This is a genomic window from Streptomyces sp. HUAS ZL42, assembly GCF_040782645.1.
GTDB lineage: Bacteria > Actinomycetota > Actinomycetes > Streptomycetales > Streptomycetaceae > Streptomyces.
This window is the reverse complement of sequence record NZ_CP160403.1, coordinates 9,705,550-9,729,913: the sequence shown is the minus strand read 5'-3', so window position 1 is coordinate 9,729,913 and position 24,364 is coordinate 9,705,550. Positions and strand designations below refer to the sequence as shown.

The following is a 24,364-nucleotide window of genomic DNA, read 5'->3' as shown; positions in this document are numbered from 1 at the left end:
GCAGCCGCGCCTACACCTACGACGCGGCCGGCCGGCCGCCTCACCAGAGCGGACGAAACCGACCCGGACGGGGCCTGCACCCGGCGCGACTACACCTTCGACAACAACACCAACCGCACCGCCCTCGCCGTCGCCACCAGTGCCATCGGCGCGGCCTGCACATCGACGGGTGCGACCACCACGTCGTACTCCTACGACAGCGCCGACCGGCTGGCCACCTCCGGCACGCTCTACGACGCCTTCGGCCGCACCACCACGCAGGCCTCCGGCGCGACGATCGGCTCCGACGCCAACGACCTCGTCCGCCAGCAGACCTCCGGTGCCAGCCGGCAGACCCGGAGCCTGGACGCGGCCGGCCGCCTCGCCTCCTGGACCCCCGAGTCCAACAACGGCGGAACGTGGACTCAGACCGGGCCCAAGGCCAACCACTACGGCTCCGACACCGACAGCCCCGACTGGATCCAGGAGACCACCGGCACCCTGACCCGCAACGTCCAGTGACCCTGTCAAGAGGGCGGGACCTCTGGTAGTTCGCAAGGTGTCGAAGCCATTGCGAGTGTCCCGGAGGTCCCGTTGCCTCAGAATTTTGTCAGCGTCGAGTCCGGCGCGACAGCCCTGGACGTGTACGCGCCTGGCCATCTGGGCGAGTTGACCGAGATCATCGACCCCGAGTTAGTCGACGCGGTCCTGGAGGACACCGGTGTCCGCACGCAGCGGGTGCGGCTGCTCGGCGCGTGTCGTGGTGTACTTCGTGCTGGCCCTCGCCATCTTCGAGCGATCCTGCTATCAGGCGGTATGGGCCAAGCTCACAGCGGGACTGGGCAGCGTGCCCGTGGCCCGCCCGTGCCCCTCGTCGCTGGCACGTGCCCGGCGCCGACTGGGAAGCGGACCGCTGCGCCACCTGTTCTCGATCCTGGCCGGACCAGTGGCCGACCACCGCCAGGACCGCGTCCACCAAAGCCCGTGTGCTGCCGCACTCCACGAGGGCCACCAGGCGCACCAGCGGGTAGCCGAAAGCGCGGACCCTGCCGATGTGCTTGCGAAAATGCCAGGTCACCGCTTCCTCTTCGGGAGCGGACAGGGTGGTGCCGTCCACGGCGACCAGACGCAGGCCCTGGTAGAACGCGCAGGACTTCGGACCCGACGACGTCGGCGAACTCTCCTACGCGCGCCGTCTGCGAGTGCCAGCCGTTGGGCCACCGCTTACCGGTGCGCAGGTTGATGCCAACGATCCGGGGACCCGGTGCGGGGGTCATCGGGCGTGCGTCGCACCACCGTCCACGACCAGCGTGGAACCCACCACGTAGTCGCCCGCACGGGACGCCAGGTAGATCGCGGCTGCGGCCATGTCCTCGTCGGCGCCGATGCGCCCCGCCGGGATCTGGTCCATGATCTCGTCCGGGTGGTCGCGCGCGTCCCTGTTCATGTTCGAGGCGAACGCGCCCGGAGCAATCGCGGAGACAACGATCCCGTACTCGATCAGCCGCAGCGCCATCCTGCGGGTCAGCTGGATCAGTCCGGCCTTGCTGGCGTGGTAGCTGTAGGTCTCCATCGGACCGATCGAGATCCCGTCGATCGAGGCGATGTTGATGACCTTGGCCAGATGATCACCGGTGGCGGCCACCAGCTCCGGCTGGAGCGCCTGTGTGAGGAAGAACGGCGTCTTGACGTTGAGGTCCATCACCTTGTCCCAGCCGGACTCGGGGAACTCGTCGAAACGCGCGCCCCAGGCCGCACCGGCGTTGTTGACGAGGATGTCCAGCGCAGGCTCGTGCTGGCGGTAGGCAGTCACCAGCTCCTGGATGCCGAGGGTGGTCGAGACGTCCGCCGGCAGCGAGACGCAGTGACCGAGTTCAGAGAGCTCCTTGGCTGTGGCATCGCACGCATCGGCCTTGCGAGCGGAGATGTAGACCCGCACGCCGCTACGGACGTAGCCCTCGGCGATCATCCGGCCGATGCCGCGGGAGCCGCCGGTGATCAACGCCGTGCGGCCATCGAGGGAGAAGAGGGTGGAGGTGTTCATGATTCTCGCTTTCTGTACGGGGAGACGACGAGTTCCCCTCGAACGGCACGGCGCGCCAGAGACCTTCGCCGGACTCGGCGCCGTCCTGCACGACGTGGTCGCGGCGCGGTGGTGACCGTGCTGGAACCGCTGGGAAGCCGGTGGCGCCGGCCTACTTCTGAGGCGCCAGCGCGTCAGACTTCGAGCACGAGCTTGCCGGTGTTGATCCCGCGGAAGAGGCCGAGCAACGCCTCGGGGAAGGCGCGGACGCCGCCGGAGACGATGGTCTCGCGCGCGAACAGCCGGCCGGTGCGGATCATCTCGTTGATCCCTTCGATCGCCTCCGGATAGCGGTCCTCGTAGTCGAGGACCAGGAAGCCCGTCATCGAGGCGCGGGACACCACCAAAGACATGTAGCGCCGCGGGCCTTCGGGCAGCTTCTCGGCGTTGTAGGCGGAGATAGCCCCGCAGATCACGACGCGTGCGCCGCGTCGCAGGTTGGCCAGGCCGGCGTCGAGAATGTCCCCGCCGATGTTGTCGAAGAAGACGTCGATGCCCTCGGGCACCGTCTCCCGCAGCCGCTCGAGCGGGTTGTCGGCCTTGTAGTCGATCGCCTCGTCGAAACCGATCTTCCTGAGCCATGCGCACTTCTCCGGGCCGCCGGCGATGCCCACTACCCGGCAGCCGCGTGCCTTGGCCAGCTGACCCAGCACGCTGCCGACCGCTCCCGCGGCTCCGGAGACCACCACGGTCTCGCCGTCCTGGAGTCGGCCGACGTCGAACAGGCCGAACCACGCGGTCATCCCGGGCAGTCCCAGCGCGCCGAGCCACGTCGGCGGCCCGGCCAGCCCGGTGTCGATGTGGGTGACGCCCTCGCCGTCGCTCAGGGCGTGCTCCGTGACGCCGAACCAGCCGCTGACGGCGTCACCGACCGCGTAGTCAGGGTGTCGTGACTCCGTCACCGTCCCGGTGGCGGGGGCGCGCATCACCTCGCCGATGCCCACCGGCGGCACGTAGGAGCGGACGTCGTTGAGCCATCTGCGCATCGCGGGGTCCAGCGAGATGTGGTCTACCGCGACGACGAACTGACCCTGCTTCGGCGAAGGGAGCACGGTCTCGGTGACCTCCCAGGTGTGCTCGTCGGGGAGCCCCTGCGGCCGTCGGGCCAGGCGAACCTGCGTCGTGTGCACGCTCATGCCGCGTCCTCCTCGTGCTCAGTGAACCGTCCGATCGACTCGGCGACGCAGACCGGCTTTTCGACGCCTTCCACCTCGAAGTACTGGGTGGTCGTGATCTGCGCAGAGCCGTCTCCGATGGGGGTCACGTCCGTGATGGTCGCCCGCATCCGGACCTTGCTGCCCACCGGGCGAGGGTGGGGGAAGCGCACCTTGTTGTAGCCGTAGTTCAGGCTGTGCGCGAAGCCGTCGAACGCCATCAGCTCCTCCATGAAAGCGGGACCGAGCGCGAGCGTGAACAGTCCGTGGCCGATGGTCGTGCCGAAGGGGCCTGCGGCGGCGCGCTCGACGTCGACGTGGATCCACTGGTGGTCGCCCGTGACGTCGGCGAAGGTGTCGATCTGCGGCTGGGTGAGCGGGTGCCAGGCCGTGGGACCGAGCTCGCGGCCGACGAGGGCGACGAGCTCGTCGACGGTGGTGGGACGAAGGACTTCGTGGTCGGTCATGGACCTGTTCTCCTGGATCTGGTACGCGACGCTAGTCGAACCTGGGTTCGCATTCGATGGTCGCCGCGGGCGGTCCGCACTCGGCCGCGTTGACGGGCTCGTCGAGGGCGCGGGGAGTCCGGCACGTGGCTGGGCGCTGTTGCTGGGAAAGGGCACTCATGGCGTCGGCAGCACCTTTGCGGTCGCTGTCCGCTGGTCAGGCAGAGCGACGCCTGGCTGACCTTCGCCAGCGGATAGCCCTGGCCCGGCAGTGGGTCGAGGGTCCCCTCGAGGTGCGGAAGCATGGCCTCCCATTGGCGAGCGACGCGCTCCGGCTGCGGGATGGAGTAGGCGCCCCGGCCGACGCCGACGACGGGGAGGTTGTTGAGCAGAGGTCGGTTGACCTTCACGGTGGGGATCTCCCCGGCGGTGAAGAGCCGATCTCCAGCAGGCGGCCGTGCGGGGTGAGTGTGGGCAGCGAGTCGGTGAATCGGTCGCCGCCGACGGGGTCGACGACGATGTCGACGCACCGTCCGACGGACTTGCGGAAGCCTTCCGTCATGACGTACTCGTCGGCCTCCACCTGAGTGGTGACCCGTGCCTTCTCCTCCGTGGACACCACCGCGATCACTTGCCCGGCGCCGAACGCCTTCGCCACCCGGATCGCGGCCGTCCCGATGCCGCCAGCCGCACCGCGGACCAGGACGGTCTCGCCCTCGACGAGATGGCCTCGCTCGATGAGCCCGAAGTAGACGGTGCAGTAGTTGAACAGGACGGCTGGCCCGGTTTCGATGCCGACCTCGTCGGGGAGCCGGAACGTGAGGTCGACACGGGCCTGCATCTGCTCCGCGAAGCCCCCGAGCAGCCACAGCGCGGCGGCCCAGTCGTCCACGGCCGGCCCCAAGTCCTGAGGTGCGTCGACGACTGCGCCGCAGACCTCAGCGCCGGGGGTGGAGGGCAGGTCGGGCTGGAGCTGGTGGAGACCGCGGGGCTGCAACGGCTCGGGGATGGCGACGCCGGCTGGCCCGACCTCAATGGTGACCAAGCCGGGTTCCGCGGGGGCGGGCACGTCGACGAACTCGATCGCCTCCGGCCCGTCGAGCCGAGTGATCTGGATCGCCCGCACGGTCACACCCCTCCATGGTCGTCGCGTTGGCCACGCCTCCGCCTGCGCACCTCGACTGCGAATCGCAACGGACACCGGAGCGGTGCTGGCCGGGGACCAAGGCGGCCTTCGGGCGGCCGCCTGACCGCGGCAGTCCCGCCACGAGCCAGGCATTGCGGGCGATGGTGTCCGCCTGACTGCCGCCCTGGTCGATGTGGCCCAGGACCACGCCTCGGCCAGGGCCTGGTCCAGGCCCACTCTGTCCAGCAGACCGAGCAGCACGTGGCGGGGCCGGGCCGTTGAGGCGGCACTGGGAGAGACTCTCGCCGCGTTTGCCCACGGCGTGCGCAGGACTTCAGCGATGCATGCGCGCGTCATGACTACTCCGTGCTCCTCATCGGAGTACAGCACGAGAGTGATGTGCAGGGACCAGGCGCTTCAGTTTGGCCGGGCGAATCCCGTGGTTCAGGGCAACCACGCGATAGGCAGTGCCTGACGTATGCCATTCGAGAAGTGCCGGCGGGCAATCGAGCGAACCCTCGCTGATCGTCGGCGTACCGTCGGAGCCGGGCGGCCCAACCATCTTCACATCGAGACCGAACTGCTCGGTCCAGTAGTAGTGCGACGGCCGGTACGGCGCCGCGCTCTCAGCTCGAAGCAGCGCTTGTGCCGCCGCGCGGGCCTGTTCAATGGCGTTGGTCCAACTAGGTGTTCGTCTGCTCGACCCGTCTGGGCCGGCCTGGACCGCTACGTCGCCTGCCGCGACGATATTTGGGCGGGCGCGGCACCACGCGTCGACGAGAACTCCCCCGTTGAGACGGAGTCCGCTGCCGAGCAGCCACTCGATATTCGGAAGGTCGCCCACGGCCGACACGACCATGTCCGCTTCGAGGACCTCGTCGTTCGCGATTCTCGCACCGCTTGGCGTCTTCCCGCCGACGAGCTCGACGTCGCCCGCGGCGACACGAATCCGCACTCCTGCCAGGTGGGCGGCATCGCGAATCCTTGCGCCCACGAGTGGTCCAAGCAAGCGTTCGAGTGGGGGTTCCCGATCGACGACAGTCACGTCCTTACCGAGCTCACGGCACGTCGACGCAATCTCCATCCCGAGGAATCCGCCTCCGACGACGAGTACCGACGATGCAGTGGCGAGATCTGCGCGGAGGGACCTGGAATGCTCGATGTCCCGCAGAACCCTCTCACCCCCGCGCCGATGACCCACGGTGCGGGCACGGGCGCCCGTGGCGATGACGAGGCCGTCGAAAGGGACCGAGCCTTCCCTGGTGTGGACGAGTCGCCGGTGCACGTCGAGCCCTTCGGCCCGCGTGTGAAGACGCAGATCCACGTCGTCCGACATCGCGGGAAGGGTCAAGTCGTCCTCCGACTCGCGCCCCGCGAGCGCGCTTTTCGACAACGGCACGCGCGTGTAGGGCGGGACCTTCTCGTCGCTGAGAACCGTGATCGATCCGTCGAACCCCTCGATGCGCAAGGTCTCGGCGGCAGTCAGCGCCGCGATCGAGCCGCCAACGACGACGATGCGGTTGAGCTTCACCGGATCACCTTCAGCGCCGCAACGGGACACACCTGTGCCCCGGCTTCGGCGAGCCGTTCGAGCTCCGGCGGCACCTCCTCGTGGGCGACCGTGACGACCGCGTCGTCATCGAGTTCGTACACGCTGGGCGCGACCTCCTCGCAGAGACCGTGCCCTTCACACCTCGCCGTGTCTGCGCTGACCCTCATGAACGGACACCTTTCGTCCTCGCACGCGTCGTGACCGCAATGGGTAGTTCCTGCAGGCCGCGGATCACGGGGTTGTAGTGGCGGACCGGGGACCCCGCGAGCTCGAAGGTCGTGACGCGCTCTGCGAGCGCCGAAACGATCGCCCGCGCCTCCAGCCGCGCGAGCCCTTGGCCAGCACACCCGTGCACTCCGTTGCCGAAGGCCAGGTGGTCGAGTGCGCCTCGGTGCAGGTCAAACCGGTTGGGATCAACGAAATGACGCTCGTCACGGTTGGCGGATCCGAAGTGGAGGCACACCCGGCTGCCAGCAGGCACCGTCGTTCCGTCGATCTCGGCGTCACGCGTTGTCTCACGAAAGAATGCTTGGACCGGTGACTCGAGACGAAGAGTCTCCTCGAAGGCCGCTCCAGCGAGTTTCGGGTTGTTCCGGACCTCCTCCCAGACGTCCGGCCGCTCGGCGAAGATCCTCAGCATCGATCCGATGCCGTTCACCGTGGTGTCCATTCCGGCGACCAGGAACGCGCGCATGAGCGGGAACGCCTTGTCTGCCGGAAGTCGCCCCTCATCGACCGCGTCCAGCACAGCGGCTCCCCAGCTGCCTGGAGCGAGCTGGTCGCGAGTCCCCACCTGCTCGATCCATTCCAGGAACGCGACCAGGTACGGCAAGCGTTCCTGGAGTTCCGGGGTGAGCGGGCCGAAAGCGGCGAAGGCTGCATCGGCTCCGGGAATCAGGTTCTCTCGACCCTCGTCAGGAAGTCCGATCAGGTCGGCGACCACCTGGACCGGGAGCCGCTGGGCCAGCTGGGTGATCGCATCGAACCTGCCGAGCGGAACGACGGCGTCTACGAGCTCGGCTGCCTGCCGGCCGATGTCACCGCGAAGCTTGTGGATGGCCCGAGGTGAGACCTGTTCCGACAGCACCGCGCGGAGCGAATCGTGCTCGGGCGGATCCGAGGCGAGAACCCCGCCGATCTGACCCGCGTTGAGCTCGGGAACCAACCCGGTGCCGCGCGCCGAGGTAAAGGTTCGCCAGTCCCGAACGGCTGCTCGCACGTCCTCGTAGCGCGTCAAGACATAAAAGTCGTGCCGCCGCATGTACACGGCGCCGCCGAGGTCGCGAAGCTCCCGCAGGACCGGGTGGGGATCCTCAAGAAGGGCGTGGCTGAACAGGTCCACGTCCGAGGCGACCAGGTGGCTGGCTCGGGTCATGACGTCCTCCCTGGCAAGTCGCACGCCAGTACGCGTCCGACGCGGTCCACACTGTGATGAATGTCATCACACCAAACACACTTTCGCGATGTCAATACATTTTCGAAATATTGTGCACGCTGAAGCCGGAGATGGTCGGCACCGACAACACCTCGTAATCCGACTTGGTGTCCGGCCTGTTCTCCAGCTCGACTACACGTCTCTCCCCGGTCCAGGAACCTGGCCGACGGTTCTGGCGGGCGGCGATGCCCGGGCGTTGCGACCGGCGGCTACGGGCTGATGGAGCCGGTGGCCCGCAACAGGGTCAACCTGGGCAAGGTGATCCACTGACCAGTCTGGCGGGCGCCGTCGCCGCCACTGCCGTTCCCGAAGTCGGCGGCGTACTGCGCACCCGGGCCCATACCCCGCACACAACGATGCGCGGTTCGCCGCCGTCCTGACCGCGCTCGCACATGCGGGAGACGGGCCCTCCCCGGATGGCCTGTCCGCCTGCCGCAGTCGACCCGGACATCCAGCACGACGCCCTGCACCGCGACTCGCGCCGCCCGCGCCGCCACAGCGGTGATGAATTTCCCAGGCCGCCCGAAACCCGGCCCGCCATGAAGCACGCCCCGGCCGCCGGCCATCCAGCGACGGCCGGCCGCGCACCCACGTTTCCACACGCACTTCACGCCCACCAGCAGCTCGTGGCCCAACCAGGCCGAGCGGCGGCTCGGGCTGCTGACGGACAAGCAGTACGGAAATCCGCTCCACGAGCGATCGACCTCCCGAAGCCGTGGGCGTCACGCTTGTGTGCTCGCCGCCGACCGTCACGGCCGTTGCGGAGCGGCACCTACCGACGCGCATCAGAGGCCTGCCGTCGGGCTTCCGTCCCGGTCAGAAGTCTGTATTCGATGCGCCGGAAAGCGGTCTCGGAATCTCCCGGCGAGGTGACGCTGCCGAGCCACCCAAGGAAGAACGCCGCGGGAACGGCGCCCAGGCCGGGCGACTGGAACGGATACCAGTCGAAACGTGCTTCCGGCCACAGAGCGATGGGGGAACCCGACACGGTCGGGGAGAAAACCGTGAAGACGGCACAGAGCAGCAGTCCCCCGGAGACCGACCACAACAGCCCTCGGCGATTGAATCCGCGCCAGAAGAACGAGTAGATCAACGCGGGGAAGATGCACGACGCCGCGACGGCCATCGAGAAGGCGATCAGGAACTGGGCCTGGTAGTTGTGCAGGGCGGCGGCCAGCGAAACGGCGACGCCGCACACGACGACGGCGGCCAGGCGCAGGGCCCGCACCTCCTGGGTGTCGGAGCGGCTGCGCCCCTCTCGCGCGAACACGTCGTGAGCGAGGGAGACGGCGGCAGCGAACGTCACACTGGTCACAGTCGTGAGCACCGCGAGGAAGACGACACACGCCATGACGGTGATGAGCACGACGCGCCCCGTCGAGCCGTGACCGAGTACCTCCGACGCCAGCTGGATCGGGGCGGACTGCCCCGAGGCATCGACCGCGCCGAGGTCCGCGGCGCCGACCACAGCGGCCGCCGAGAAGCCCGTCGTGATCAGCAGGAGGACGAAGATGCCGGAGAGCCACACGGCCGTACGCGCGGACCGCCGCGCGGTACGACCGCTCCGGGACCCGGCGATCCGCAGGATCAGGTGCGGCATCATGGCCAAACCGAGGATGGCGACGATGTGGTTGCCGAACGCGTTGAGCGGACCGAGCCCCGCTGTGTCCAGCCAGAGCCCCGGCTTCAGATAGCGGTCCGGTGCCACGCTCCTGTCCACCGCGGCCGAGAGCAGCGAACCGGGATCCCACTCGAATTTCCTGAGGGCCAGCAGTGTGACCACCGTCAGCGTCGCCAAGGTGATCGGCACCTTGGCGACATGGATGAAGCTCGTACCTCTCAGACCCGCCAACGCGGCGAAGCAAGCGACCAGGCAGCCCATGAGCAGGGTGCACGCCACCACGGCATGATCGGTCGGCATGCCGATCAGGAGGGCCGCGCTGATACCGGCGGCAACCAGTTGCACCATGAGGACGGGAATCGTGATGGCCAACGTCACGACGGCGGCGGCGATTCGGGGCCCTCGACCTGACGCCCGCAAGGAGAAGAGATCACCGAGTGTGTAACGGCCGCTGTTGCGTATCCTCTGCGCGAGGAGCAGCAGTACACCGAGGGCGATCAGGACGTCGAGGGCGAAAGTGAATCCGTCGTAGCCGATCAGAGCCACGCCCCCGGCGGTTTGCAGCACGGTGAGAACCGAGATCTGCTCTCCCGCCAGGGCGACACCGTTGAAGGTCGGGGAGAGGGACCGGTCGGCAAGGTAGAGCCCTTCCGGGCTCTCCTCCTCTCCTGCGGCGAGCGTGAAGGTCCACAGGAGTGACACTCCGATGAAGATCAGAAAGGCGACGATGACGGGGGCCCTCGCGGCTGAGCCCACCGGGTCGAGCACCCCCGCACTCAGGACATCCAGGGTCACGGCTTCACCACCCCGGACCGGTGGCGCGAGCAGCCCCCGGCGTCCCGGCCTGGAACTCACCGGACGTCAGGGACCGTTCGAGAGGATCACACGAGCGCGCACTTCGACTCTCGTACAACCAGGCCGTGACGACGAAGAGTCCGCACTGCAGGATGCCCCAGATCACGCCCAGAGTGAGCTCCCCGCGCACGCGCAGTGCGGGGACGTCGGTGAAGGAGGACAGCGCGATGCCGCCGACGAAGGGAACCGCGTTGACGACGAGGAAGGCGCGCTGAGCGCGCTGGGTGGCCTCGCGCAAGCTGCCGATGTGTCGCAGCTGCACGGCATCGTGCGCGGGGTCGGATGCCGCTGGGCGACCAGGGGGAATCGGGGGAATCGGGGGGACATGCGGGGGCACGGAACCTCCGGGCAGTGAGGGCGGGACGCGGCGCAGTGCGCGGCGTTGCAGCTGCGCGGGATGCAGCGAAGGATGAGTTGATCGCCGTCCGCCGGTACACAGTGTGCTGTGTCGGGGTTTCAGCGAAGTCAAGACAGACGAGAGGGCCGAACGCGGACCGCGGAGCCTCAGCGCGTGGGCTCCATCCGCCATGGCCGTCATGCGTCATGGTGCGCTCATGAGCATCACGGATCCAGTGATCACATGTCAACTGACCGTGAGGTACGTTCAGGAGGTCATTCTCAAAGCGAGGCTCGCGCGTGCTCACCTCGTGATGACGAGCGTTCCCGCTCCACGAAGGCCGCGCAGGCTCCATGCGGCGGCGCGGGCGTCGCCCATGCGGTGCGCGCCGGCAACGACTGAACACACGCAGGAGAAGGACATCTGAGTCACTTTCAACCCGTCTGAAGCGGGTCACTTCAACCCGCCGCCAGCACATGCGTTGCCCCGGTCGCCCCCGTTTCCCCGGTGTCGCCAAACCCGCCCGCTGTTGCGCCGGGCGATGTGGTGCGGGGGGACGGGACTTCGGGTGATGGGATCCTGCGGCGTTTGGACGGCCACAGGCTGAGTCGGGGGAGGCGGGGTACGGCACTGGTCGTGCGCAGTTCGAACCAGACGGTCTTGCCGTCCGCGAGGTGCCGTGAGCCCCACCGGGTGGCGAGCTCGTCAACAAGGTGCAGTCCCCGCCCGTGTTCCTCGTCGTACCGGGTGTGGCGCAGCCGGGGCGGGAGGGGGCTCGCGTCATTGATACCGCAGCGCAGTGCCCCTTTCAAAAGGGACCGGGACAGGCTCAGACGTATCGGACCCCGCGCGTGCGTGAGGGCGTTGGTGACCAGCTCGGTGACCAAGAGCTCGGCGGTGTCGGCCTGCTCGTCCAGTCCCCATCGGGTCAGCTGGTCACGGATCAGCCGCCTCGCCTGAGACGGGGCGCGCGGGTTGTGGTCCAGTGGCCAGTAGACGTCGTCCTCGTGTGCCCGGCGCAGGTGACCGGCCAGGCCTGTGATCCGCACGACGAGGGCAGCCCTGCGCCGTCGCAGCCGGCGTGCCAGCGGTGCCACCGTGACGGCAGGGCCGTGGAGACGGGCGGGAGGTGTGTCCGGTCCGTGTGGGCGGATTCGGTGGGATGCCGCGAAGGAGGACTGCTGAAACAGTCGGGGTGCGACACAGAAGGCTCGGCAGTGCCCGTGGCAGCGGGCGCTGCGGCCCGGCAGGTCCGGGGACGGTCCAAGCCGTTTGTGGAGACCCATGAGGTCCACCTCGATCTCTCTGGGAACCGGAATGCATATATAGGACTCTTCGACATAGTTGGGCCGGCCCGCAGGGGGCATTTCGATGAGTGGCACGCAATATTCCGGGCGCCCCTCCGGCCGGCCGCCTGTCGGGGAGCCGATCCTGGACCGGGCGTTCCGGCTGCTGCGGGCGTTCACGTCGGACGGCGAGAGCCTGCCCTTGCAGACGCTTGCCGTCCGCTCGGGCCTCCCGAAGAGCACCGCGCTGCGGATCGCCAACCAGCTCCTGCGCCTGGGGGCACTGGAACGCCGCGACGACGGGGAGTTCGTGGTCGGACTCCACCTGCTCGAGATCGCGTCGCTTGCCCCGCGTGGTCATGGTCTGCGTGCGGCGGCGCTGCCGGTGATGGAGGACCTGCACCACGTCACCCGTCAGCACATCCTGCTGGCGGTGAGGGAGGGGGACCAGGGTGTGCTCGTCGAGCGGCTCTCCGCCTCGGACGCGACGGCGGTCAAGTACCGCGTGGGAGGCCGGATCCCCCTCGACGAGACCGGTATCGGCGTGGCCCTGCTGGCGTACGCACCGGACGATGTGCGAGACCCGTGCCTGGCCCGCGCCGCCGACCCGGTCCGGCTGCGGCAGCTTCTCGCGATGACCCGATCGGAAGGCGTGTGCGCGCTCTCCGCCCCGAACCCGCTGGCGAGCGGGCCCGCCTTCATCTCCACCGTGGCGGCGCCGATCCTCGATCACCGAAAGGAGGCGCTGGGCGCGATCTCTCTCGTATCACCGGGTGAGGCCGGCACCCAGATCCCCAACCGGGTCGCGATCCGCACCGCGAGCCTGGCCATCGCCCGCGCCATGCGGGGCGCCTGACCCCCTCAGGCGGACTCGGGCGTCTGCTGACTGGCGATCGCCAGCTCGGTGGTGAGCCGGATGTGCCGCTCGCTGAGACTGGCCGCGAGGTCGGCGTCGCGGCCGACGGTGGCCTCCATGATCGCGCGGTGCTCGGCCTCGACGTCGCGATGCGTCCGGCGACTCTCAGGAGTCGACCAGCAGCGGTAGACCTCCCTTGCGCGCCGACCTCGTCCGTGTCCCGGCCGGGATCGCCCGATCCCCCATATCACCCTGCGCCTGCCGAACAACTGGCCCGGGCAGCATGCCTGGACGTGCTTGTTCGACACCGTCCACCGCACGCCCGACGCAGCCCGACTTCCTCGCCCGCCGGGGCACGACCGGAGAGCCGCATTCGTGAACGAGCCGGGCAGACCAGCAGTTACCCCCTGCCTAGGTGTTCTGTCCGGGGAGGTTGCGGACGGGTGATGCAGGTCTCGGCTGAGGCGTCGTGAACGGGCAGGGCCTTCCGGGTTCGGTGTGGATTGCGACATCTCCACCGAACGACAGAAGGCCCTCATGCCCCACCGTAATGCGCCCCTGACCGAGACCGGACAGCTGCGGCTGGCCCGCTTTGCCCGCGGCCGGGATCGCACACAAGCGAACCCGGCCCGTGCTCGATGATGCTCGCCACTGGATCGCCGCATGGAACACCGACCCGAAGCCCAACCTCTGGACGAAGACCGCAGACGAGATCCTCGAAGGCCTCGCCAGTTATCTGAACAGAATTCCCGACCCAGCACACTGGGCGACGAACTCGTAGGTGCCGCCGCCGCAGGTCGGACGGCTCAGTTCAGCGTTTCCGCCCACTCCACGACAACCTTCGTGAACAGCTCAGGATCGAACTGGTGCATCATGTGGAGCGCCGTCGGGTGGTCCTGGTAGTCGCATCGCTGGCCGGCGGACTCGATCAGCTGCTTGGCTCTCATCGCCTGAGCATCCGAGAGCGCCCCGGGGCCCAGGATGCCGGTCTCCGGATCCTCGTGGCGCTGGTGATGAGTGATCAGTACGGGGGTCTTCACCTGCTTCAGCATGATGTCGTGCGGGCAGTTCACGGCCACGGTGCCGTCGTAGAAGGAGCGCGCCCACTCGGGGTCGTACTCCTTCATGGCCTGCGTGGGCTGCGAGGGGTCAGGGAACAGCATCGCCGAGGTGATCGCGGACGGGGAGTCGTCGATCGCCTTCATGAGGCCCGCCCAGTCACCGACCGACCACTGGTCGCCGAGGTGCCGGTTCCACATCTGGAACATGGTGCCAACCTCGTGCTGTCTGACGCCGTGGCCGAACGCGGGGACCAGCTCGGAGGCGAACAGCGGAGCGTCCTCGCAGATCGCACCGCGGATCTGGCCCGGCATGGAGTACGCCGACAGCCAGGCCGCCATCACGCCACCCGAGGAGCAGCCGGAGACGATGACCGGGCGGCCGACGACGAGTGCAATGAACCTGACGAGGTCGCTGCCGAAGTTGTCGAGGCTGTACCGCCGCGGGGTCCAGGTGCTGCGGCCCTGGCCCCTCATATCGACGGCGAAGACGTGGAAGCTCTCAGCGAGCATCCCGATCGACGGCTCGTAGCTCCACCACGACCCCGTCTGCTCCGGAAGGAGAAGCAGAGCCGGGTTCTCGGGAGAGCCCGCCTCCACATAGTTCATGGTGATCTCCCCGAGATCGACCTGCTTCTCGGGAAAGGCGTGCGGGACGAACACGTTGCGCTGCGCAGGGTTTCCGACCATCAGTCTCTCCTTCTCTTGCCAGGCTCGGGGTTGTCGGCGTCTTCGGCGTCCCAGCGCTTGGCGAGCGCAACGTAGGACGCGATCACGTCGGGGCGATCGATCGCGCCCTCGCTCAGCACGTCCTCGGCGCGAGCGCCTTGCAGGATGCGCTTGATCGGAACCTCGAGTTTCTTGCCGGTCTTGGTGTGCGGGAGCGCCTCGACCACATGGAACTCGTCGGGCACGTGGCGCGGTGATCCCTCTGTGCGTAGCTTCTGCCGGAGTCGGCCGATCTCCGCTTCGTCGATGGCTTGTCCAGCGTGCGGCACGAGGAACATCGGCATCCGGTAGCTGCCGTTCGGGCGCTCGACTCCGATCACCATCGCCTCCGCGACACCGTCCGAACCTTCGATGATCTGGTAGAGATCAGCCGACCCGATGCGCACGCCGTTGCGATTGAGGGTCGAGTCGGACCTTCCGTGCACCACGAGCGAACCCCGACTCGTGTGCGTCACCCAGTCACCGTGGCGCCAGACGCCCGGAAACGTCTCGAAGTACGCGGCTCGGTACTTGGACCCGTCCGGGTCGTTCCAGAACCTGACAGGCATGCTCGGCATCGGAAGCGTGACCACCAGCTCGCCCACTTCGTCGCGGACCGGTGCCCCGTTCTCGTCGAAGGCCTCCACCGCCGTGCCGAGCACCGGGCCGGGGATCTCACCGGGGACGACCGGGAGCGGAGGTGCCCCGCTGACGAACGCGCCGACCACGTCCGTGCCACCGCTGCTTGAGATCAACGGCACCGACGGCGAGACCGCATCGGCTACCCACTGGTAGAGCGAGGCGGGTGCCGGCGCTCCGCTGACCATGATCTGTTCGAGCTGGGGGAACGCGTGGTGCTCGTTCGGTCTCAGTCCTTGGGACGCGCACCCCAGGAGGTGGCCCGGGCTGGTGCCGAACACGGTGACGCGCTCATCGGCGACGATCTGCCACAGTCGATCGGCCGTCGGAAAGAACGGGCCACCTTCATAGGTGACCGCCGTGACCCCGGACAGCAAGGTGGAGACGACGCTGTTCCACAGCATCCAGTTCGTCGTGGTGTACCAGAAGAACGTGTCACCCGGACCTATGTCCACCTGCAGGGCCGACGCCGCGAGGCTCATCGCGACCACACCGGCGTGACCGTGCACGATCCCTTTCGGGATTCCTGTCGTACCGGATGAGAAGAGCACCCACAGCGGATGGTCCGCGGCCACCTGCGCGGTGACGAGTTGCTCCGCCGAGTCGGGGGAGCAGACGTCTTGCCAGCGCTCGTGCCGTACCGAACCGTACGCGGCGTGCTCGACATCGAGTCCGGCGCGGGGAACGGTGACGACCGCGCGGACGCCGAGCCGGCCGACGAGGGCGACGACCTCTTCTCGGCGATCCCTGACCTTGCCGTCGAAACTGTACGCCGTGGCGGCCACCAGTACCGTCGGCTCGAGCTGCTGCAGGCGATCGGCGGCTGCCGAGACTCCATAGTCGGAAGCGCACCCCGCCCACGTCGCGCCGAGCGAGGCCGCAGCGAGGAAGGCGATGACGGATTCCTGCCCGTTCGGGAGGTATCCGACGACCCGGTCCCCCTGCTCGACGCCCATGGAGCGCAGTGCCGAGGCGAAGCTGGCGACGGCCGACCGCAGCTGGGGCCAGCTCAGCTCGCAGCGCCCGCCGTCCTCGGCGATCGAGACCAACGCCGCACCGGGTCGGTCGGCGAACCGCATCACCTGGTCGACGTAGTTGAGGCGAGCTCCCTCGAACCACGTGGCTCCCGGCATGGTGCGGCGGGCAAGGACCGACCGGTACGGCGCCGATGCGACGACGCCGAACTGGTCCCAGACCTCGGCCCAGAACTGCTCCGGCTCGGTGATCGACCACTCGTGCAGCTGCCAGTAGTCGTCCAGGACGATGCCGTACCGCTGCGCGGCACGAGCGGCGAACTCGGCGAGTCTGCTCCCTTGGACCAGGGGGGCCTCAGCCGGCCCGTCGGCGGAGAAGAGTTCGCTCATGAGGTGTGCGCACCGGCCATCAGCTCGGCCAGGTCGTCGGGAGCGAGGAAGGACGGCGGTGGCGGCGGACCCCACTCGTACATCGCCCGCACTCCCTCCCACACCTCTGGTTTCCACAACGCGTCGTCGACGATGCAGTCGATGTCGGAGCTGTACTCGGAGAAGTTGCCGGCAGGATCCTTGAGGTACCAGAAGAAGTTCGAGCCGACGGTGTGCCGGCCAAGCCCCCAGACGTGGCGCGCGGGTTCCGCGGCGAGCATGTTGCGGGCTCCGCGGCCGATCTCGTCGACGTCGTCGACGATCCACGAGGTGTGGTGGAGGAACGACACCGGCGCCCGCTGGATGAGCACGTTGTGATGGTCGGACGAGCAGCGAATGAAGGCGGCAACGTCGGAGACGAGGTCGCTCACCTTGAATCCGATGCCCTCGATGAAGAAGCGCTCCGACGCCTCGTAGTCGGTCGAGCCGAGCACGACGTGGCCGAGCTTGCGCGGCTTGACCGGGCCCTCTCGCATGACGCCGTCGGCCCGCTCGTTGGTGCGTACGGGCCGGCCGGGCGCGTTGTAGCTCGGCTCCCGGGCGGGCCGGGACTCGATACGGGGAGCGATCGAGACGTTGACCTTCACGCCGGTGCCGAGATCGACGGCCGTGATGCCGGCATCGGTCCGCTCGTAGGTGAGGCTGAGCCGCCGCAGGCTGCCGGCGACGCGGTCGAGGTCGTCGGGCTCGTCGACGCCGACTCCCAGTTCGAGCAGCCGCCGCAGGTCCGTGCGCTTGAGGGTGAGCTGCTCGCCACCATCCTGGGTGCTGAAGCGTGCGATCTGGTTGCTGCCCTCCGATGCGGTGGGTGTCAACCCGAATTCGGTGTAGTACCCTGCCGTCGTCATGACGTCGGGCACACCCATGGTGATCCCGGTCAGTCGGTGCAGTGCCATTACAGTCCCTGCCCTTGCTCGGTCACTGCGCCTTGACGCACACGTGACGCATCGTGCCGATGCCCTCGATGGTAGTCTCGACGACGTCGCCTTCCCTGAGGAACCACGGTGGCTTGCGGGCACCACCCACACCCGATGGCGTACCTGTGAAGATCACGTCGCCCGGGGAGAGTTCCAGCACGAACGACAGGTGCGAGATCAGCGTCGAAACCGGGAAGATCAACTGATCGGTCGAGCCGGATTGCACGGTCTCGCCGTTGACGGTGCAGGTGATGGAAAGCCGGTCGGGGTCCGGCAGTTCGTCCGGAGAGACCAGCCACGGGCCCTGCGGGGCGAAGCCGACGAAGGACTTGCCGAGCGAGAACTGCGGCGCAGGCCCTGTCAGCTGGAAGGTGCGCTCGGAGAAGTCCTGCCCGACGGTGAGCCCGGCGACGTGCGACCAGGCGTCCTCGGCCGCGACGCAGCGCGTGGGCTTGCCGATCACGACGACTAGCTCGGCCTCCCAGTCGACCGTCTCCCCCGCGAGAGCGAGGTCGCCTGCCGGCCCGGCGAAGCTGCCGAGGAACTTGGTGAACACGGTCGGCTTCTCGGGGTAGGTGAGGCCTGACTCGTCGGCGTGATCGCGGTAGTTCAGTCCGATCGCGAACACCTGCCGGGGGTCCGGCGAAGGCGCCTCGAGCTCGCTGAACTCGTACCGGTCGCCCGCGGCGAAGTCGACGGTGGCGGCTGCGTACCAGCCAACCAGTTCCTCCCAGGCGTCGAAGACCTGCCGAGGGTCGGGCCCGAATGCCCCCTCGCTCGCCTTCGCGAGGTCGACCACGGTGGCGGAGTCGGGCGACACCAGAACCGTTCGCCCTGCCCTCGTCGCGATTCGCATCGTGTGGCTCACCTTCCGTTCTGTAGTACGCTCACACAACCAAGCTAGATTCGAGATGTCAATAGTATTTCGCAATTTTGCGCCATCGACCGTTCGCCCAACATTTGTCGACACCACCGGCTATAGTTCGGTGCCATGGCTCGAACTGGATCCGCGACGACCACGCGCTCCAACGAGGTGCTGCAGCGACTTCGCTCGGACATCCTCAACGGACGTCTTGCCCCTGCGTCGAAGCTCGGCTTCGCCGAGCTGGGCGCACGCTACGACGTCAGCAGCGGAGTGCTTCGTGAGGTGTTGCCCCGGCTCGTCGAGCAGGGTCTGGCGACCTCCGAGGCACAGCTCGGGTTCCGCGTCGTGGATGTCTCCGTGCACAACCTCACCCAGCTCACCGAAGCGCGTGTCGCCATCGAGACCTTCGTGATCCGCGAGGCTGTCGCACACGGCGCCATCGCGTGGGAGTCGGACGTCGTCGCCAAGCACCACGCGCTCGAGCGGATCGGCCGCGCGAGCACCGGCGTAGAGATCAGCGAGGACTGGCTCGTCGCGCACGAGGCGTTCCATCTCGCGATCCTCGTCGGCTGCGGAAACCGCTACCTCTACGAAGCGGCTGCACGCCTCCGGTCGATCTCGGAGGTCTACCGCTGCTGGTCGACTCCTGAGAGTCGCCGGACGCATCGCGACATCGAGGCCGAGCACCGCGCGATCATGGAGGCCACCGTCGGCCGCGACGCCGACCTCGCGGCCAGTCTCAGCGAGCGGCACATCCGGCTCACCACCGAGCTGGCGATCGCCAGTCAGCAGACGCCCGAGTCCGCCTGAGGGGGTCAGGCGCCCCGCATGGCGCGGGCGATGGCCAGGCTCGCGGTGCGGATCGCGACCCGGTTGGGGATCTGGGTGCCGGCCTCACCCGGTGATACGAGAGAGATCGCGCCCAGCGCCTCCTTTCGGTGATCGAGGATCGGCGCCGCCACGGTGGAGATGAAGGCGGGCCCGCTCGCCAGCGGGTTCGGGGCGGAGAGCGCGCACACGCCTTCCGATCGGGTCATCGCGAGAAGCTGCCGCAGCCGGACCGGGTCGGCGGCGCGGGCCAGGCACGGGTCTCGCACATCGTCCGGTGCGTACGCCAGCAGGGCCACGCCGATACCGGTCTCGTCGAGGGGGATCCGGCCTCCCACGCGGTACTTGACCGCCGTCGCGTCCGAGGCGGAGAGCCGCTCGACGAGCACACCCTGGTCCCCCTCCCTCACCGCCAGCAGGATGTGCTGACGGGTGACGTGGTGCAGGTCCTCCATCACCGGCAGCGCCGCCGCACGCAGACCATGACCACGCGGGGCAAGCGACGCGATCTCGAGCAGGTGGAGTCCGACCACGAACTCCCCGTCGTCGCGGCGTTCCAGTGCCCCCAGGCGCAGGAGCTGGTTGGCGATCCGCAGCGCGGTGCTCTTCGGGAGGCCCGAGCGGACGGCAAGCGTCTGCAAGGGCAGGCTCTCGCCGTCCGACGTGAACGCCCGCAGCAGCCGGAACGCCCGGTCCAGGATCGGCTCCCCGACAGGCGGCCGGCCGGAGGGGCGCCCGGAATATTGCGTGCCACTCATCGAAATGCCCCCTGCGTATCGGCCGTCAGACGCCCAACGATACGCGCATGCCGAATCGCCAGAACGTCACATCCCGGCCCCGGGTGCTCATCGCGGGCGGCGGCCCCGCGGGTCTCGCCACCGCCGCCGAGCTGGCCTTCCACGGGATCCGCTCGATCGTGATCGAACCACGCGCGATGGTCTCCCACAGCAGGCCGCGGGCCAAGACGACCAGTCCACGCACGATGGAGCTGTTCCGCCGATGGGGCGTCGCGGACGCCGTGCGAGAGGCTGCGCCGCTCAAGCCGGAGTGGTGCCGGAGGGTGATCTTCTGCACCACGCTCAACGGCGAGGTCATCACCCACTTCGACGACGCCTTCGGGATGAGGGCTGATCCCAGTGACATCTTCGCCGAGGGCGGGCAGCAGGTGCCGCAACCGATCGTCGAGGAGGTGCTCCGCGCCCACCTGCAGTCGACCGGACTCGTCGAGCTACGACTCGCAGAGCGGGTCACGGGTCTGACCGAGTCGCGCGACTCGGTCACCTGCGAGATCACGCGCGACGACGAGTCGACGTACCAGATCACCGTGGAGTACGTCGCCGGCTGCGACGGGGCGAAGGGCGTCACCCGAGACGCCATCGGTGCGACGCTTGCCGGGGTTTCGTCGCCTCGCTCGAACCTCAACGCGGTGTTCCGCGCACCGGGACTGCACCCCGCGATCGGTGAGGCCATCCATTACTGGGTGATCGGCCCGGAGGTGAAGGCGACCATGGGCCCGCTCGACGGCGAAGGGATCTGGTGGGCGGGCCTCGGTGGTATCGATGTCACGTGTACCGAAGAGCGCGCGGTCGAGCTCGTCGCCGCCCTCACCGGGCAGCCGGCGCACGAGATCGGCATCGAGCTCCTCGCCACCGACCCGTGGGTCCCCCGGATGCTGATCGCCAGCCAGTACGCCTCCGACCGGGTCTTCCTCGTCGGTGAGAGCGCGCACGTGAATCCGCCCTTCGGAGGCCACGGCTTCAACACCTGCGTCGGAGATGCGGTCAACATCGGCTGGAAGCTCGCTGCTGTGCTGCACGGCTGGGCAGGCCCCGGGCTGCTCAGCACCTACGAGGCGGAACGGCGCGAGGTCGCACAGCAGACAATCGATTCTGCGACGCGCAACCTCGCGGCCTCGGGCCCCGACATCGCGCGGACCGCCGAACGCATCCAGGAGACCAAGTACGAGGAGTTCAACTCGTTGGGTCTCGTGCTCGGGTACTCGTACCACGGCTCACCGGTGGTGGTCACGACGAACGAGGCACCGCCGCCCTTCACCGTGGTGGACTTCACGCCGTCGACCGTACCCGGCTCGCGGCTCCCGCATGCCTGGCTCGAGCCGGGTCATGCGCTGTACGACGACCTCGGTCGCGGCTTGACGCTGATCCATCCACGCGGCGCCGACGCGGCCGTCATCGCACGGTTCCAGGGGAAGGCGGAGCACCTCGGCATCCCGCTGACGGTGATCCCGGCGCCGGCCGCGTGGGCACACGAACACTTCCTCCTGGTCCGCCCCGACCAGCACATCGCCTGGCGCGGCCGCCAGCTGGACGCCTCCGTCCTGCCCCGGGTGGTGGGACATCTGGAGCACGCCGACCCGACTCGCGCCGACCTCGACCGAAAATAATTTTCGCAATTATTTACAAATGTCTTGAAGTTCTCCGAATATCGAATACAGTCCCTGCGGCGCACGCCACATCGAGTACTCCTGAGGAGAGGGCATGTTGACGAACAGAGTTGTTCGCTGCTGTCGCCGTACCGCCGTCTTGGCCGTGGCGGGACTGCTCGCGCTGGCCATGTCAGCCTGCGACGCCGGCAAGGCGGGAGGCGACACGACGTCGGGCGGGGCGAGCGGCCCCTCATCCGCAGCCATCGACGACGCCAAGGCGATCATCGAGCAGTACAGCGCTCCGGTCACCAAGTTCCCCAAGGTCGCCCCGGTCGCGGACACGACTGGGCTGGCCGGCAAGAGCGTCTGGTATGTGCCGATCAGCATGGCGCCGCCGGCCTTCCAGGTGTACGCCGACTCGCTCACCAAGGCGCTGTCCCACCTCGATGTCCACGTCCACGTATGCGACGGCAAGTTTGTGCCGACCGCGATCGCGGCGTGCCTTGAGCAGGCCGGCTCCAGCGGCGCCGATGCCGTCGTCACCGGCTATGTCGACTACGTGCTCGCCTCCCATGCGGTGGACGCTCTGGTGGACAAGGGGGTCAAGGTGCTGCTCGGCGGCGCGGCCCTGCCCTCGGGCAGGCACAACACCGAGACACTCGCCTTCCATGACACCATCGACCAGCAGCTCCTCGGTCAAGAGCTCACCGCGAGCGCGCTGATCGCCGACAGCGGGGGCAAGGCGAACATCCTCTACATCGGCACCTCGGACACACGGACCATTCAGGCGACCGGCGATCACGCGGTGAAGTACCTCGGCGAGAAGTGCCCGGATTGCAAGGTGACGCGCATCAACTACAACAGTGCGAGCCTCGACAAGCTCCCCTCGCAGGTCAGCGCTGCGCTCATCAAGGAGCCGAACACCAACTACATCTTCGCCGTGCTCGACACAGCCATTCCGCCGGCTATCGCCGGTGCGCGCGCCGCAGGCTTCGAGAAGAAGGTGAAGATCGGGGGCATGGGTGGTGACCTCGCGGTGCTGCAGGGTATCGCCGGCGGCGGTCCTGAGTTCGCCACAGCGGGTTCCTTCCTGTCGTACACCAGCTGGCTGTTCGCCGACGACGTCGTGCGGATGCTCGCCGGCCAGGCCCCTGCCGACAAGGGTCTGCCGGTCCCCTACCGCCTGTTCACCAAGGCCGACGTGGCCGGCCTCGCCCTCACCCCGAAGGGCTACGCCTCTATGGAGTGGTACGGCAGCGACGCCTACGAGGAGCAGTTCCTCACCGCGTGGGGAGCCAAGTGACATGGCTCGCCTCGAGCTCCGAGGGATCTCGAAGACCTTCGGACCCAACCGAGTCCTCTCCGCAGTCGACCTCACGGTCGGTCCCGGAGAGATCCGCGGTCTTGCCGGACAGAACGGGTCGGGCAAGTCGACCCTCATCAAGATCCTCACCGGCGTCTACACCCCTGATCCCGGTGCTCGGATCAGCGTCGACGGCACCGCGCTCGGGACACCGGTGCGGTGGCAGGCGGCACACGCCGCGGGCGTCTCCGTCGTCCACCAGGACCTGGGGCTTCTCGACCACCTGACGATCGCGGAGAACATCTGCGTCGGAGGGTTCCCGACCACCCGCATGGGCCGCATTGACCGCAGCGCATGCGACCGTATCTCCGCGACAACGCTCTCCCGGCTGGGCGTGGACCTGGACCCAGCCACCTACGTCGGCGAGCTCTCCGCTGCCCAGCGTGCCGAGGTGGCGATCGCGCGAGCGCTGCGCGATCACGCGCCCGGACAGGGACTCATGATCCTCGACGAATCCACGCGCGCGCTCCGCGGCCGTGACCTTGACCGGGTCCATGGGATGCTGCGCCAGATAGTCGCGGGCGGATCGTCGGTGATCATGATCAGTCATAGCCTGCACGAGCTCGCCTCCCTGTCCGACGGCGTCACCGTGCTGCGCGACGGTCGCGTCATCGCCGATCTCGACGCGGCCGCCGGCCTCCCGGAACACGAGATCGCCCGGGCCATGCTCGGCGACTCGGTTGCCCGCTTCGACCGGGCCGGCAAGCAGGCTGCCGACGAGCGGCCCCGCATCGTGGTGCAGGGCATGGCCGGCCGGCACGCACGGGATGTCACCTTCAGCATCGGCGCCGGCGAGATCGTCGGCATCACCGGCGTCCCCGGGAGCGGCTACGAAGAGATTCCCGCTCTGGTGGCGGGGGGCACGCGCACGACGGCGGGCATGCTCCACGTGGACGACACGAACGTGGACCTCGCGCGCTTCAGCGTCTCCCGGGCCATGCGGTCGGGTGTCGTGTTGGTGCCCGAGCGGCGAGACCGCGATGGGCTCGCCCTGGAGCTGACGGTGCAGGACAACGTCACGCTGCCCAGACTCAGGCGCCTGCGGCGTTCGTTCTTCCTCAGCAGGACGTGGCGGGCCATCGAAGGACGGCGAGCCATCGACGAGCACGGCATCCGGCCGGCCAACCCGCACGCGCTCGCCCGCCAGCTGAGCGGCGGAAACCAGCAGAAGGTGCTCCTTGCGAAGTGGATGGCGATGCGGCCGAAGCTGCTGGTGCTGCACGAGCCGACCCAGGCCGTCGACGTGGGCGCCCGCCAGGACATCCTTCACAAGATCGCCGACATCACGCAGGACGGCACCGGCGTCCTGATCGTGAGCAGCGAGGCCGACGATCTGACCGCGATCTGCGATCGAGTGCTGATCTATCAAGCGGACGGCGGACTGACGCCCGGCGACAGCGATGACGCCGACACGCTGCTCGAGCAAGTGTTCACGACCCCGGCGCCCCATATGACAGGACAGTGACG

At 68.3% G+C, this 24,364-nt stretch carries 20 protein-coding genes and 2 pseudogenes; 7 read left to right on the top strand and 15 right to left on the bottom strand.

Annotated features, from left to right (window positions below; genetic code table 11):
• The first annotated feature begins 621 nt into the window (after nt 1-621).
• Nucleotides 622-1,222: pseudogene (locus ABZO29_RS44595) on the top strand (transposase domain-containing protein).
• Nucleotides 1,223-1,252: 30 nt separating this feature from the next.
• Here the strand turns inward: ABZO29_RS44595 and ABZO29_RS44590 are convergent.
• From ABZO29_RS44590 to ABZO29_RS44545, 10 genes are all read right to left on the bottom strand, one after another.
• Nucleotides 1,253-2,023: an SDR family oxidoreductase gene (locus ABZO29_RS44590; protein ID WP_367325902.1), complete on the bottom strand. Its 771-nt coding sequence runs from the start codon at nt 2,021-2,023 to the stop codon at nt 1,253-1,255.
• Between the two features lie 173 nt (nt 2,024-2,196).
• A complete protein-coding gene (locus ABZO29_RS44585) occupies nt 2,197-3,198 on the bottom strand; it encodes an NADP-dependent oxidoreductase (protein ID WP_367325901.1) in 1,002 nt (333 codons plus the stop codon).
• Complete coding sequence (locus tag ABZO29_RS44580; RefSeq protein ID WP_367325900.1) at nt 3,195-3,683, bottom strand: MaoC family dehydratase; 489 nt, start codon at nt 3,681-3,683, stop codon at nt 3,195-3,197. The genes ABZO29_RS44585 and ABZO29_RS44580 overlap by 4 nt, the downstream gene beginning before the upstream one ends.
• 385 nt (nt 3,684-4,068) lie before the next feature.
• On the bottom strand, nt 4,069-4,788 hold the full coding sequence (locus ABZO29_RS44575; protein WP_367325899.1) for a zinc-binding dehydrogenase: 720 nt from the start codon (nt 4,786-4,788) through the stop codon (nt 4,069-4,071).
• 373 nt (nt 4,789-5,161) lie between these two features.
• Nucleotides 5,162-6,319 carry an NAD(P)/FAD-dependent oxidoreductase gene (locus tag ABZO29_RS44570; RefSeq protein WP_367325898.1) on the bottom strand — a complete coding sequence of 386 codons (1,158 nt, stop codon included), beginning with the start codon at nt 6,317-6,319 and terminating at the stop codon, nt 5,162-5,164.
• Nucleotides 6,316-6,507, bottom strand: a complete 192-nt coding sequence (locus ABZO29_RS44565; RefSeq protein WP_367325897.1) for a ferredoxin — start codon at nt 6,505-6,507, stop codon at nt 6,316-6,318. The genes ABZO29_RS44570 and ABZO29_RS44565 overlap by 4 nt, the downstream gene beginning before the upstream one ends.
• Entirely contained in the window at nt 6,504-7,715 is a 1,212-nt protein-coding gene (locus ABZO29_RS44560) for a cytochrome P450 (RefSeq protein ID WP_367325896.1), read from the bottom strand. The genes ABZO29_RS44565 and ABZO29_RS44560 overlap by 4 nt, the downstream gene beginning before the upstream one ends.
• 832 nt (nt 7,716-8,547) lie before the next feature.
• Nucleotides 8,548-10,191 (bottom strand): transporter, encoded by a 1,644-nt coding sequence (locus tag ABZO29_RS44555; protein WP_367325895.1) that lies wholly within the window; start codon nt 10,189-10,191, stop codon nt 8,548-8,550.
• Between the two features lie 4 nt (nt 10,192-10,195).
• Nucleotides 10,196-10,513 (bottom strand): DUF485 domain-containing protein, encoded by a 318-nt coding sequence (locus ABZO29_RS44550; protein WP_367325894.1) that lies wholly within the window; start codon nt 10,511-10,513, stop codon nt 10,196-10,198.
• Nucleotides 10,514-11,046: 533 nt separating this feature from the next.
• Nucleotides 11,047-11,685 carry an ATP-binding protein gene (locus tag ABZO29_RS44545; protein WP_367325893.1) on the bottom strand — a complete coding sequence of 213 codons (639 nt, stop codon included), beginning with the start codon at nt 11,683-11,685 and terminating at the stop codon, nt 11,047-11,049.
• A gap of 274 nt (nt 11,686-11,959) precedes the next feature.
• On the opposite strand from ABZO29_RS44545, the gene ABZO29_RS44540 reads away from it, so the two are divergent.
• Together ABZO29_RS44540 and ABZO29_RS44535 are read left to right on the top strand one after the other, a co-directional pair.
• Nucleotides 11,960-12,730: an IclR family transcriptional regulator gene (locus ABZO29_RS44540; RefSeq protein ID WP_367325887.1), complete on the top strand. Its 771-nt coding sequence runs from the start codon at nt 11,960-11,962 to the stop codon at nt 12,728-12,730.
• Between the two features lie 610 nt (nt 12,731-13,340).
• A pseudogene (locus ABZO29_RS44535) lies at nt 13,341-13,511 on the top strand (IS630 family transposase); the annotation flags it as partial.
• A gap of 25 nt (nt 13,512-13,536) precedes the next feature.
• On the opposite strand, the gene ABZO29_RS44530 reads toward ABZO29_RS44535, so the two are convergent.
• The 4 genes from ABZO29_RS44530 to ABZO29_RS44515 are packed head-to-tail and all read right to left on the bottom strand — an operon-like array spanning nt 13,537 to nt 18,311.
• Complete coding sequence (locus ABZO29_RS44530) at nt 13,537-14,478, bottom strand: alpha/beta fold hydrolase (protein WP_367325892.1); 942 nt, start codon at nt 14,476-14,478, stop codon at nt 13,537-13,539.
• On the bottom strand, nt 14,478-16,499 hold the full coding sequence (locus ABZO29_RS44525; RefSeq protein WP_367325891.1) for an acetoacetate--CoA ligase: 2,022 nt from the start codon (nt 16,497-16,499) through the stop codon (nt 14,478-14,480). Before ABZO29_RS44525 ends, ABZO29_RS44530 begins: the two co-directional genes overlap by 1 nt.
• Nucleotides 16,496-17,434: a VOC family protein gene (locus ABZO29_RS44520; protein WP_367325890.1), complete on the bottom strand. Its 939-nt coding sequence runs from the start codon at nt 17,432-17,434 to the stop codon at nt 16,496-16,498. The genes ABZO29_RS44525 and ABZO29_RS44520 overlap by 4 nt, the downstream gene beginning before the upstream one ends.
• Before the next feature lie 22 nt (nt 17,435-17,456).
• Nucleotides 17,457-18,311 (bottom strand): fumarylacetoacetate hydrolase family protein, encoded by an 855-nt coding sequence (locus ABZO29_RS44515; RefSeq protein WP_367325889.1) that lies wholly within the window; start codon nt 18,309-18,311, stop codon nt 17,457-17,459.
• A 135-nt stretch (nt 18,312-18,446) separates the two neighbouring features.
• Here ABZO29_RS44515 and ABZO29_RS44510 point away from each other — a divergent pair, with 135 nt between their 5' ends.
• Nucleotides 18,447-19,130 carry a GntR family transcriptional regulator gene (locus ABZO29_RS44510; protein ID WP_367325888.1) on the top strand — a complete coding sequence of 228 codons (684 nt, stop codon included), beginning with the start codon at nt 18,447-18,449 and terminating at the stop codon, nt 19,128-19,130.
• 5 nt (nt 19,131-19,135) lie between these two features.
• Here ABZO29_RS44510 and ABZO29_RS44505 read toward each other — a convergent pair whose 3' ends face one another.
• The gene (locus ABZO29_RS44505; protein ID WP_367325887.1) at nt 19,136-19,906 is read right to left on the bottom strand and encodes an IclR family transcriptional regulator; all 771 of its coding nucleotides are present in this window, start codon (nt 19,904-19,906) and stop codon (nt 19,136-19,138) included.
• Nucleotides 19,907-19,953: 47 nt separating this feature from the next.
• On the opposite strand from ABZO29_RS44505, the gene ABZO29_RS44500 reads away from it, so the two are divergent.
• The 3 genes from ABZO29_RS44500 (at nt 19,954) to ABZO29_RS44490 (ending at nt 24,362) form a co-directional block, all read left to right on the top strand.
• Complete coding sequence (locus ABZO29_RS44500) at nt 19,954-21,552, top strand: FAD-dependent monooxygenase (RefSeq protein ID WP_367325886.1); 1,599 nt, start codon at nt 19,954-19,956, stop codon at nt 21,550-21,552.
• A 94-nt stretch (nt 21,553-21,646) separates the two neighbouring features.
• The gene (locus tag ABZO29_RS44495) at nt 21,647-22,837 is read left to right on the top strand and encodes a sugar ABC transporter substrate-binding protein (RefSeq protein WP_367325885.1); all 1,191 of its coding nucleotides are present in this window, start codon (nt 21,647-21,649) and stop codon (nt 22,835-22,837) included.
• 1 nt (nt 22,838) lies between these two features.
• Nucleotides 22,839-24,362, top strand: a complete 1,524-nt coding sequence (locus tag ABZO29_RS44490; protein WP_367325884.1) for a sugar ABC transporter ATP-binding protein — start codon at nt 22,839-22,841, stop codon at nt 24,360-24,362.
• Nucleotides 24,363-24,364: the final 2 nt, after the last annotated feature.

Excerpts from the sequence above, each read along its gene's own strand:
- ABZO29_RS44590 (WP_367325902.1), bottom strand. The coding sequence starts at position 2,023 with ATGAACACCTCCACCCTCTTCTCCCTCGATGGCCGCACGGCGTTGATC.
- ABZO29_RS44585 (WP_367325901.1), bottom strand. The coding sequence starts at position 3,198 with ATGAGCGTGCACACGACGCAGGTTCGCCTGGCCCGACGGCCGCAGGGG.
- ABZO29_RS44580 (WP_367325900.1), bottom strand. The coding sequence starts at position 3,683 with ATGACCGACCACGAAGTCCTTCGTCCCACCACCGTCGACGAGCTCGTC.
- ABZO29_RS44565 (WP_367325897.1), bottom strand. The coding sequence starts at position 6,507 with ATGAGGGTCAGCGCAGACACGGCGAGGTGTGAAGGGCACGGTCTCTGC.
- ABZO29_RS44560 (WP_367325896.1), bottom strand. The coding sequence starts at position 7,715 with ATGACCCGAGCCAGCCACCTGGTCGCCTCGGACGTGGACCTGTTCAGC.
- ABZO29_RS44540 (WP_367325887.1), top strand. The coding sequence starts at position 11,960 with ATGAGTGGCACGCAATATTCCGGGCGCCCCTCCGGCCGGCCGCCTGTC.
- ABZO29_RS44530 (WP_367325892.1), bottom strand. The coding sequence starts at position 14,478 with ATGGTCGGAAACCCTGCGCAGCGCAACGTGTTCGTCCCGCACGCCTTT.
- ABZO29_RS44525 (WP_367325891.1), bottom strand. The coding sequence starts at position 16,499 with ATGAGCGAACTCTTCTCCGCCGACGGGCCGGCTGAGGCCCCCCTGGTC.
- ABZO29_RS44520 (WP_367325890.1), bottom strand. The coding sequence starts at position 17,434 with ATGGCACTGCACCGACTGACCGGGATCACCATGGGTGTGCCCGACGTC.
- ABZO29_RS44515 (WP_367325889.1), bottom strand. The coding sequence starts at position 18,311 with ATGCGAATCGCGACGAGGGCAGGGCGAACGGTTCTGGTGTCGCCCGAC.
- ABZO29_RS44510 (WP_367325888.1), top strand. The coding sequence starts at position 18,447 with ATGGCTCGAACTGGATCCGCGACGACCACGCGCTCCAACGAGGTGCTG.
- ABZO29_RS44505 (WP_367325887.1), bottom strand. The coding sequence starts at position 19,906 with ATGAGTGGCACGCAATATTCCGGGCGCCCCTCCGGCCGGCCGCCTGTC.
- ABZO29_RS44500 (WP_367325886.1), top strand. The coding sequence starts at position 19,954 with ATGCCGAATCGCCAGAACGTCACATCCCGGCCCCGGGTGCTCATCGCG.
- ABZO29_RS44495 (WP_367325885.1), top strand. The coding sequence starts at position 21,647 with ATGTTGACGAACAGAGTTGTTCGCTGCTGTCGCCGTACCGCCGTCTTG.
- ABZO29_RS44490 (WP_367325884.1), top strand. The coding sequence starts at position 22,839 with ATGGCTCGCCTCGAGCTCCGAGGGATCTCGAAGACCTTCGGACCCAAC.